Genomic DNA, 9497 nt, shown 5'->3' on the forward strand with positions numbered 1-9497 from the left:
CGTCCAAACCACCGGCAGCTCCTCTCCCGGCAACCGCTGATTCCATGGCTCCGTCTCCATCTCGTTATTTCCCTCCATGCCTGGCCCGGATATTTCATACTGAGCTTGAATCCGCGACAGTGTGCCGCGTGAGGTCACGCGGCCTACAATCGCGCCTGCCTCTGTGTTCGTAGGCCCCGGTGTCCTCACCGGGCGTTCCGTGCATCCCAAAGCTGCCTGTCGTGTGGCACAGGCTGCCCAGCCTGCCGTATCGCCGACGGTCAGTCGGCCCGGCGGGTGAAGAACGAGGCCCTTCCATGCTCTCCAATCGCCTGGTTCCCTTCGTCGCCCCGCAGGCTGGGCAGCCTGCGCTACAGCAGACAGGGCTGTCTGCGTTACCACGACAACCCGGTCACCGACAACCTCTGCATGCACCGCCAGGACTTTGGGGAGGGGATCTAGTCTTGCCCGACCCTGGGCCTATCAAGCAGAATAACCCTGAAAACACTTCGCACCCATAAAATATGGCACTCAGACTCGGCGATCTCGCCCCCAATTTCACCTCGGAAACCACGGACGGAACCATCGACTTCCACCAATGGCTCGGATCGAGCTGGGGAATCCTTTTCTCGCACCCTGCCGACTATACCCCCGTCTGCACCACCGAACTCGGCATGGTCGCCAAAATCAAACAGGAATTCGAGAAGCGCAACGTCAAGGTCATCGCTGTCAGCGTGGACCCTCTCGATTCCCACCACGGCTGGATCAAAGACATCAATGAAACCCAGGCCTGCGTGATGAACTTCCCCATCATCGCCGATCCCCAAAAGAAGGTGGCCACCCTCTATGACATGATCCACCCCAACGCGGACGATAAAGCCACCGTCCGCTCCGTCTTCGTCATCGGGCCGGACAAAAAAATCAAGCTCACCCTCACTTACCCCGCCAGCACCGGACGGAATTTCCTCGAAATCCTTCGCGTCATCGATTCCCTGCAACTCACCGCCCAACACAAAGTCGCCACTCCCGCCAATTGGGAAAGCGGCCAGGACTGCATCGTCGTGCCCGCCCTCTCCGACGACGATGCCACCAAACTCTTCCCCCGCGGTTTCCGCAAAGTGAAACCCTACCTCCGCTATACCCCGCAGCCGAACCAATAGCAGCGTCAACTCACAACCGCCAAAGCCTCCCGGCGGCCCGTCGGGAGCCTCCCAAACTGCTGGACGAGGAAACCTTCCCACGCCCTCAGAAACACCGCATACCCCGCCTGCCCGGGAAGGAACTCCGCGTCTGCGCATCCCCGTTCCTTTCGGAATCGCTCCAGCCAGGTTCTCCCCTCCGATCGCACCGGAAACTCCGCCGACGCTGGCAATAATCCGAGCCAGTCCATAAAACGCACCTCAAACCGAATCAACCCCATCGGCGCGTCCTCTTGGCTCTCGATCCCGTCCAACATCGAATTCAGGAGTTCAAAAAGACCCGGTAACGGCGTGTCAGCCTCGGTGCAGTGCTCGACCCAGCGAATCGCGCACGATGCCGCCCTTAAAGAACCGATTTCGGCCCGTAATCCCGGCCAACCCCGAACGAACTGCACCTCCTTCAAAGCATGCAAATCGCCACGGTGGCTCTTCACCCACAGAATCTCGCATTGATGAAGAAGATCCAGCTTTCCTCGAAAGGGTGATTTCGGTCGCAACGCTCCTCGGGCCATCGTGGCCATTCTCCCGTGCTCGCGGGTGAGCCAATGCACAATCAGGCTCGTTTCGGAAACCAGCCTCACCCTCAGCGCCAGCGCCTCGCCCCTCGCTTCATTCATGCCGCGCTCAAACCGCGCCCCTCCAACTCCAACGCCATCCCCGGCGCCGCCTCAGCCTCCCAGGAAAGAAACTCCCCTATCCCTCGCTTCATCTTCTCCATGGCCAAAATGCCCACCATCGCGGCGTTGTCCGTGCAATACCGCTTCTCCGCCAACCGGCATTCGATCCCCGATTCCCGCGCTTGATCCATCAAGGTCTCCCGCAAGCGCCCGTTGCAAACCACCCCGCCCGAAGCCGTCACCAACCCAACCCTCTCCCGCTTCGCCGCCCTCAACAGCTTCACCGCCAAAACCTCCACAATCGCCTCCTGCACGCTGGCGCAAGTATCCGCCCGTCCCTCGGATGAATCCAGAATACCCTTGCGATCCCGTAAAAAATATTTCACCGCAGTCTTCAAACCGCTGAAGCTGAAGTCGTCGTCCGCATCATCGCGCTTCGGACGCGGAAAATCGAACGCCCGCGAATTGCCTCCCCTCGCCATCGCCTCAATTTGAGGTCCTCCCGGATATCCCAACCCCATCATCTTTGCGACCTTGTCAAAACACTCCCCGGCGGCATCATCCAGCGTCCCCCCCAGAATGCGATGCTCGAACAGACCGCCACACCGCGCCAACAAGGTGTGGCCGCCACTCACGATGAGCGAAACATGGGGCCGAAAAGCATCCAGATTCGACCTCGATGGCTCACCCCCCATCCAGGCGGAATAGAGATGCGCTTCATGATGATGAATGCCCAGGACAGGAACCCCCAGGCACAACCCGGCCGATAAAGCCACCCGCACCCCCGAAGACAACGCGCTCGGAAGCCCCGGCCCTCGCGTCACCGCCATCGCGTTCATCGAATGCGCCGAACAGTTCGCCCTCGCCAAAGCCTCCGCTATGACCCGGCCCAACTGCCTCAAGTGCTCACGCGCCGCCAACTCAGGAACAACCCCCCCGTACTCCGCATGCACCGCGATTTGCGAGGACACGACATTCGAAAGCACACACCCGTCCTCAATCACCGCCGCACTCGTTTCATCGCACGACGTCTCTAGCGCAAGCAGTCGCATGCGATCTTCTCGAGGGATGCCATCGTCCAGCGACAACCGAAGATTCGAATCCTCTTCAAGGCGCCGGCGCCGGGGAGGAGGTCTTGGCGCCCGCCCGGTTCACGTAAAGCATGATGCCCTTCAAGTAATCCACGGCTCGCTCCAACTGAATGTCCTTCGCCGTCTTCACACGCTCCCGCCGGTCTTCCTCCAAACTCTCCAAGGCGCCCGGGACGCGCTTCAAATACAAGGCCTCTTCGTCCTCCGCAGTCATGGCCACCACACTGTCGGGAGTAATCCCCTTTTCATGAATCACTTTGTGACTCGGCGTGTAATACTTTGCGGTCGTCAATTTCAACGCCGATCCGTCCGCCATTGGCAAAATGCTCTGCACGCTTCCCTTCCCAAAAGTCTGCTCTCCGAGAATGAAGGCGCGCCCCAGGTCCTGCAGGCAGCCCGCCACAATTTCCGACGCGCTGGCGCTGCTTCCGTTCACCAACACCACCATGGGCAGCTGCTGCAGCGGATTCCTGCCCTCCGCTCGATACTCATTCTTCATTCCTGGCGTCCGCCCTTCGGTGGAAACCACCAGGCTCTTTCGCGGAAGAAACTTCTCGCAAACCTTCACCGCCTGATCCAGCAACCCCCCCGGATTCCCCCGCAAATCCAAAATCAAACCCCGCATCCCATGGCCCGCGGACTTCTTCAACGCCTGATCGAGCTCATCGCTGGTTTGTTCCCCAAACTGCCGGATGCGCACGTAACCAATCTTGTTCTCCAGCAGGGTGTAGTCGTGTTTCCCTTCGATGTCCCGCACCGTGTCCACTTTGATCTCCGCCCTCGTCAACGTGATGTCTTTCGTGAGATTGGAAGACGGCCTGAAAATGGTGAAGTTCACCACCGTCCCTGGCTTGCCCTTCAAGCGCTTGACCGCGTCCTCCAAGGAAAACTTCTCCGTGCTCTTGCCCTCGATCTTGATGATCCGGTCCCCGGCCAGCACGCCTGCTTTGAAGGAAGGCGAGTCCTCCATGGGCTCGATCACCGTCAGGACACGGTCCCGGCTGAATCCGACCTGAATGCCCACCCCTCCGTAGGCCCCTTCGGTGTCCTTGCGCAAATCCTCGAACTTCGGCGGTTCCAAGTATTCACTGTGGGGATCCAACGACGTCATCATCCCCCGAAGCGCGCCGCGAAAAAGGTCCTCGTAATCCACCTTCTCCCCGTCTACGTATTCCTGCCGCACTTTCTCCATCACCCGCATGAACGTTTCAATATGCGGATAGGGATTCTCGGCGGCTCCGCTCTGGGCGGCGGCGAGATAAACCCTCGCCCCCATCAAGACATTCGCGGCCAAGGCGGCCCCAAGCAGGGAATACAATATGCGCTGTTTCATGGTGAACGATCGAACCATCGCTCTGACAATTCTTGAGGAAGTTAACGGCATGCCCGGCTCAATGCAAGCGACGCGGAACTCCAAATCTCACCACGCTTGACGGCCTCACAAACCGCCCCGTATTCTCGATCCCGGTTGGTGGTCGTAGATCAATGGTAGATCCCCAGATTGTGGTTCTGGTTGTTGCGGGTTCGAGTCCCGTCGGCCACCCCATCCTTCGCCCCTCGCTCGGCTTCGGGGCTACGGATGGCGGAGCCATCTGATTGGGAGAAGGAAGATCAGGTCGAAGGATGCCCTCCGAAGCCCCGAGTGAAGTGGAGAGGCGTAGGAGGGCCGCAGTGCAAGGAGGAGTTCAAAGGAGTCTGCCATGTTTTCCGTTTGCCGCATGGTCAGCACGGCTTCGCCAGACCGTGCCTGCACGGGCTTCCCGAACGACCTCCGCCAACGCCACGGCAACCACCCTCGCGGCTGCAATCCCACCACCGCTCCGTTCCGTCCCCGACGCCTCACCTCTTATGCCGCCTTCGAAATCGAGCGAACAGCTCGACAGTTCGAGCGCTATCTCAAATCCGGTTCCGGCGACACCTTCGCCCTGAAGCGGTTTTGGCCAAACCACATACACCCAGTGGACCCGCCAGTTCATGACGCCTGCCACAACGCAAACAGAAGAGGAGGTTGATATGACCGACACCAGAGGTTTCGATGAATGCGATGCGATCAAGTGGACCGTTTGCGATTTAACGAAGCGAACACCGGTGCGCGTCGAAGCGGATCACCGGGAACGGACCAGCGGCGTCATCGAGGCATTGACCGCCATGCCCGAAGTGCGTGTTGCAATCTGCCCATTGAGCACAGGGGATTACCGAGTAGATGGTCGCTGCGTCTTCGAACGTAAGACTTATGCCGACTTCGCTGCCTCGGTGGTGGATGGCAGGCTCTTCCGTCAAGTGACACGGTTGGCTGCCACTCCCGGGACTTCGGCGCTCGTGCTCGAAGGTTTGGAGCGCGATTGGGAAACCGTCGGCGTTGCGCGCGAAGCGCTGCAAGGGGCCTTGATCAGTGTCGAGATGGTATTTGGGCTGCCGATACTTCGATCCAGTGGCCCCATGGAAACTGCTCGACTCATGCTGTATGCGGCACGCCAGATTCAGCGAATGGAACGTGGCGTCGTGATCCGCCACGAACGCCGTCCCCGCAAGCAGCGTCGGCTGCAATTGCATGTGCTCCAGGGTTTGCCTGGAATCGGGCCGCAGCGAGCGGCCCTGTTGCTTGAACACTTCGGCAGCATCGCTGCCGCGATGCAGGCGACCGAGCCGCAATTGATGCAAGTTGACGGTCTGGGAGAGGTGGGAGCCCGTCGAATTGAGACACTCCTCCATGCCCAATGGGAGCGGACCGCCGAATCTGCCCCGCCGCCCCCTTGAGCGCAGCACCGTTGCGAACCGAACCGCAGTGGATTCGATCTTCAAATTGCATTCAACTTGTGTGGGTTCCGCCGCTCGGTCGAGGTACGCGAAGGGAATAGGAATGACGTTGCCAATACTGTCCGGAAACTCGATTATCATTTGTAAATTGTTGCACAGGAGCCAGCTCTTGGAACGTGTTCGGGTTCGATTTTCGTGGCACCGGCGGCCTGCTTGTCTCAAGAATTCGCGGTTGGATTTCGTCCGTCTTACGCTCTTCTGCCTTGCCGGATGGATTAATCAAGGCCAGAGACTGCCTGAGGGACCTGGTCTTGATTGGCGAACCCTCGCTCCCACGTGCCGTCTCTGAGTTCGTCGTCCACTACCACCGGGAGCGCCGACATCAGGGTCTCGTCAAGCCGACGACAGAGGGCGAGATCCGTTGCCGGTCACGACTGGCGACCTCATCCACTACTACCATCGTAGAGCCGTGTAAAACCGCATGAATTCGAATTTCCGGACGGCACGGCATCGCACTTTACGCCCGGCGAGCACTGGGTTACCCTCCGACTAAGTTGATTGTTCCCATTTCCAAAATTCAGGTCCGCCGCGACGAGGATGACGTGTGGATTGCCAAGTCCAACCTGATGCCGGGCTGTCACGCCCACGGGCAGGACCGGGGGGAGGCCATCCTCCGGTTTCAACAAGCCGCCAAGGCCCATCTGAAGGCCCTGCTGGAAACGGGCCGGCCCATTCCCCCAGCCTTTCGCGACAAGTTCGTCATCACTGCCTGACCTGTGGGCAAATACCCGTCCTGGAACTGCCGTCAACTGGAGCACCGGCTCCGCGAAATCGGCTGCGAACTCCTCCGCACGGCCGGCAACCACCGGCATTAATCGAACCCCCTCCGACCCGACCGCCTCATCACTTTTGCCTGGCATCCGAGTGACGTGCCGCGCGGCATCATCGCTGACATTATCGAGGATCTCGGCGTCCGGCGCGACGACTTCTACTTCAAAAAGTTCTGACCCTGTAGGGTGTGGAAATTCATCTGTGATTCGAAGTAAGTGGGCGAATGCGATCATTTGGAGGTCGCGATTGGCTTGACTGAGAAGTGTATCGTCAATGCGCGAGCCTCAATGCGCTCCGTCCGGTGGGAGCGAGGCCAGACTGCTCTCCGGGTTTCGATCGAGACAGACCTCTGCGCATCGGCGAAACCAACCGACCGCGTGGAAGCGTAAAGCGCGATCGTCAGGCAGCCTCGCGAACCCGGTAGTGATTCAGGAGCCCGCCCAAGCCCGACTCAAGTTCAACCTGTTTAACCTCGGCGGCACGGTCCGGATAATCAAAAGAAATCGAGATGACGTTTGCGATTCCTTGATGGGGACGTCGATGATTGTGAAAAGCCTCAATCGACTTGAGCACATGCCGAAGATGGGATTCACCCAAAAGGATCAGACTGTCGAGGGTCTCGCGGATTTCGCGAACATGCCGTTCGGCGAATGCGTTGCACTGCGGTGCCATCGGCGGCGTTCGAATCACCTCGATCCCGTCCGCTCGAGTGATGGGATCGAAGGGCATGAACACGGAATCGCGGTCGTGAATGAGATCGCGGCACGGCAACCCCGATTCGCCGAGAAACATGGAAAAATTGCGCGCCTGCTGAGCGGTCCAATCGCCATTGCGATGCGGCGTGCAACCTGCGACCAAGACGCGCCGCGTGCCCAGGTGAATGAAGAACAGAACGTAGAACGTGACCCAACCGCCCAGTGTCCAGACCTCCTCGGTAAAGAAATCGGCCGCCCAAGTGACATCAAGGCTTGAGGCCGAAGAGCAGGAGAATTCTGCGGTCGGCATCAGTCCTGGGAATGCGAGTGCCGAACTTGCTCCGCAGAATCTTATTCTCCTGGCGCAGACAGTCGTTTTCGCGAACGAGATCCCGATTGAAAATTGTCTGAATCCTGGCGACCAAAGGATTTACGCCGTTCGATGACATCAAAGGATCATGGCGGCAAAGACCAGATGGCAGCAAGCGAAACCGATTGCAATTGAATAACTTCCGATCGGATTGAAATCGGCGGATCAATTTGCACACCCTACAGGCGGAACTGCGCTTGAGGCTTCCGCCTATGCCGTGTTAAGGTTCCGCCGTGAGCACGCTCGCAGAAATTGAAGCCGCCGCCGATGCGCTCCCACCGGAGCAGAAGCAAGAGCTTTTTCTTTTCCTTGCGGCGCGATTGCGCGGTGCGGGGCAACTTCCTCCACCGCGTGAATTCACCCGGGAACAAATCGAAGCCTGGATCGCCGACGACGAAGAGGGAATGAGGCGATTTCAGGAGGGCCGGTGAGGCTATTCTTGGACGCGAGCGTATTACTCGCTGCTGCTGGCTCGTCGAACGGTGCGTCTCGTGCCCTTTTTTCCTATGGCAGACGGCAGGGATGGGTATTGGTCAGCAGCCCCTACGCAGTGAACGAAGTCCTGAGAAACCTTCCCAAACTGCCTGTGGGTGCGACAACGACATGGCTTGGCTTGCGCTCCCAAGTGTTGGTGGTGGATGACGTGGTGTCGTTGGATCGGCCGGTCGTCTTTGCGGCGAGCAAGGATCGACCGATTCTTTTCACGGCTCTGGCTTGGACGGAGGTGTTGCTCACGTTGGATAAATTCGATTTCGCCGACGTACTCGGCGGCGAGTTTTACGGGCTGCGGGTTTTGTTGCCCTACCAGTTACTTGGGTTAGAACGGTCCGCCGGACGGCTGTAATACCTGCTCTGCCCGGCGTAATATCCCAAAACTCGATTACAAGGGCTACAATGCTGGAAGTCAGGCTGTTACGAAACCGGCTTACTGCTCTAATTCTGCTTGGACAATGGGGCCGGGTTTTCGATTCTCGAGGGGATGGATCCGATTCGTTTCGTGTTGATTTACCTGGCCGGGTGGATGAACCGGAACCAGCAGTGCGTCATTGAGTAATTTCAAGAAGAGGTGCGGGTGCTGAAGGAACAACTCGGGGTGAATCGGCTCCACTTCAGTGACGAACAGCGGAGCCGACTGGCCCGCAAGGCGAAAGCGATCGCGTTCGGCATGCTCAAGGAGATCGCCAGTATCGTCACGCCCCAGACTCTGCTCGCCTGGCATCGGCGGCTGATCGCCAAGAAGTATGATTCGAGTGCCAAGCGTGTCGGGAGGCCCAGAACTCAAGAATCCATCACCGAGCTGATCGTGTGCCTGGCTCGGGAAAATCGAACCTGGGGATACGCTACGATCGATGGAGCGTTGCTGAATCTTGGGCACGATGTAGGCCGCAGCACCATTGCTCGCGTGCTCAAGAAGGCTGGCATCGAGCCTGCACCCGAACGGAAAAAGGGCATGAGTTGGTCGGAGTTCCTCACGAGTCACTGGAATGTTCTGGCCGCAACGGATTTCTTCACGGCGGAAGTTTGGACCGTAGGCGGACTGATCCGCTACCACGTGCTATTCTTAATCCGGTTGGCCACCCGCGAAGTGAAGATCGCCGGGATGATCCCAGAACCCAACGACGCTTGGATGAAGCAGATCGCTCGGCACCTGACCGACGGAATCGACGGCTTCCTCAAAGGCTACAAATACCTGATCCATGATCGAGCGCCCTGTTTTTCCGACGCCTTCAGGAACATTCTCAAAGAAAGCAGAGTCAAATCAGTCCGACTGCCGAGAAAAAGTCCCAATTTGAATTCCTTTGCCAAACGCTGGGTCCGCACGGCGAAAGAGGCCTCTTCGCGTACTTGTGTGGGTGATTTTCGACCATTTTGGGGCGGCGCCTCGAGCTAGAACTAGCGGGGGGCGTGCGGCGAGCCTCCAGCTCGCGCCCCCCTGCGGTGGAAGGTTCGTTTGGCAA

10 protein-coding genes, 1 tRNA gene and 1 pseudogene are annotated in these 9497 nt (G+C 58.8%); 8 read left to right on the plus strand and 4 right to left on the minus strand.

All coding sequences use genetic code 11. The annotated features are described in order from the left end of the window. Positions 1–503: 503 nt before the first annotated feature. Complete coding sequence (locus FJ404_11495) at positions 504–1139, plus strand: peroxiredoxin (protein ID MBM3823491.1); 636 nt, start codon at positions 504–506, stop codon at positions 1137–1139. A 5-nt stretch (positions 1140–1144) separates the two neighbouring features. Here FJ404_11495 and recO read toward each other — a convergent pair whose 3' ends face one another. The 3 genes from recO to FJ404_11510 are packed head-to-tail and all read right to left on the minus strand — an operon-like array spanning position 1145 to position 4219. Continuing rightward, a complete protein-coding gene (gene recO, locus FJ404_11500) occupies positions 1145–1795 on the minus strand; it encodes a DNA repair protein RecO (protein MBM3823492.1) in 651 nt (216 codons plus the stop codon). Further along, positions 1792–2847 carry a tRNA (adenosine(37)-N6)-threonylcarbamoyltransferase complex transferase subunit TsaD gene (gene tsaD, locus FJ404_11505; protein ID MBM3823493.1) on the minus strand — a complete coding sequence of 352 codons (1056 nt, stop codon included), beginning with the start codon at positions 2845–2847 and terminating at the stop codon, positions 1792–1794. Before tsaD ends, recO begins: the two co-directional genes overlap by 4 nt. Before the next feature lie 55 nt (positions 2848–2902). Further along, positions 2903–4219, minus strand: coding sequence for a S41 family peptidase (locus tag FJ404_11510; GenBank protein MBM3823494.1), 1317 nt, complete (start codon positions 4217–4219; stop codon positions 2903–2905). Between the two features lie 138 nt (positions 4220–4357). On the opposite strand from FJ404_11510, the gene FJ404_11515 reads away from it, so the two are divergent. The 4 genes and pseudogenes from FJ404_11515 to FJ404_11530 all read left to right on the plus strand — a co-directional run bounded on the left by FJ404_11515 (position 4358) and on the right by FJ404_11530 (position 6416). Continuing rightward, a tRNA-His gene (locus tag FJ404_11515) sits at positions 4358–4432 on the plus strand. A gap of 154 nt (positions 4433–4586) precedes the next feature. After that, positions 4587–4799 (plus strand): annotated as a pseudogene (locus tag FJ404_11520) (hypothetical protein). Positions 4800–4860: 61 nt separating this feature from the next. Further along, positions 4861–5643, plus strand: a complete 783-nt coding sequence (locus FJ404_11525) for a nuclease (GenBank protein MBM3823495.1) — start codon at positions 4861–4863, stop codon at positions 5641–5643. A gap of 554 nt (positions 5644–6197) precedes the next feature. Further along, the gene (locus FJ404_11530; protein MBM3823496.1) at positions 6198–6416 is read left to right on the plus strand and encodes a type II toxin-antitoxin system HicB family antitoxin; all 219 of its coding nucleotides are present in this window, start codon (positions 6198–6200) and stop codon (positions 6414–6416) included. Between the two features lie 457 nt (positions 6417–6873). Here the strand turns inward: FJ404_11530 and FJ404_11535 are convergent, their stop codons facing one another. Continuing rightward, entirely contained in the window at positions 6874–7479 is a 606-nt protein-coding gene (locus FJ404_11535) for a transposase family protein (GenBank protein MBM3823497.1), read from the minus strand. Positions 7480–7772: 293 nt separating this feature from the next. On the opposite strand from FJ404_11535, the gene FJ404_11540 reads away from it, so the two are divergent. The 3 genes from FJ404_11540 to FJ404_11550 all read left to right on the plus strand — a co-directional run bounded on the left by FJ404_11540 (position 7773) and on the right by FJ404_11550 (position 9430). Then, positions 7773–7970, plus strand: a complete 198-nt coding sequence (locus tag FJ404_11540) for a hypothetical protein (protein ID MBM3823498.1) — start codon at positions 7773–7775, stop codon at positions 7968–7970. 119 nt (positions 7971–8089) lie between these two features. Further along, positions 8090–8383: a hypothetical protein gene (locus tag FJ404_11545; GenBank protein MBM3823499.1), complete on the plus strand. Its 294-nt coding sequence runs from the start codon at positions 8090–8092 to the stop codon at positions 8381–8383. 222 nt (positions 8384–8605) lie between these two features. Then, positions 8606–9430 (plus strand): hypothetical protein, encoded by an 825-nt coding sequence (locus FJ404_11550; protein ID MBM3823500.1) that lies wholly within the window; start codon positions 8606–8608, stop codon positions 9428–9430. The last annotated feature ends 67 nt before the right edge of the window (positions 9431–9497 follow it).

The sequence above is a fragment of the Verrucomicrobiota bacterium genome (genome assembly GCA_016871495.1).
GTDB lineage: Bacteria > Verrucomicrobiota > Verrucomicrobiia > Limisphaerales > VHDF01 > VHDF01.

Bases quoted from the DNA above. Each gene is read 5' to 3' on its own strand.
- recO (MBM3823492.1), bottom strand. From the start codon at position 1,795: ATGAATGAAGCGAGGGGCGAGGCGCTGGCGCTGAGGGTGAGGCTGGTT.
- FJ404_11535 (MBM3823497.1), bottom strand. From the start codon at position 7,479: ATGCCGACCGCAGAATTCTCCTGCTCTTCGGCCTCAAGCCTTGATGTC.
- FJ404_11525 (MBM3823495.1), top strand. From the start codon at position 4,861: ATGACGCCTGCCACAACGCAAACAGAAGAGGAGGTTGATATGACCGAC.
- FJ404_11510 (MBM3823494.1), bottom strand. From the start codon at position 4,219: ATGAAACAGCGCATATTGTATTCCCTGCTTGGGGCCGCCTTGGCCGCG.
- FJ404_11495 (MBM3823491.1), top strand. From the start codon at position 504: ATGGCACTCAGACTCGGCGATCTCGCCCCCAATTTCACCTCGGAAACC.
- tsaD (MBM3823493.1), bottom strand. From the start codon at position 2,847: ATGCGACTGCTTGCGCTAGAGACGTCGTGCGATGAAACGAGTGCGGCG.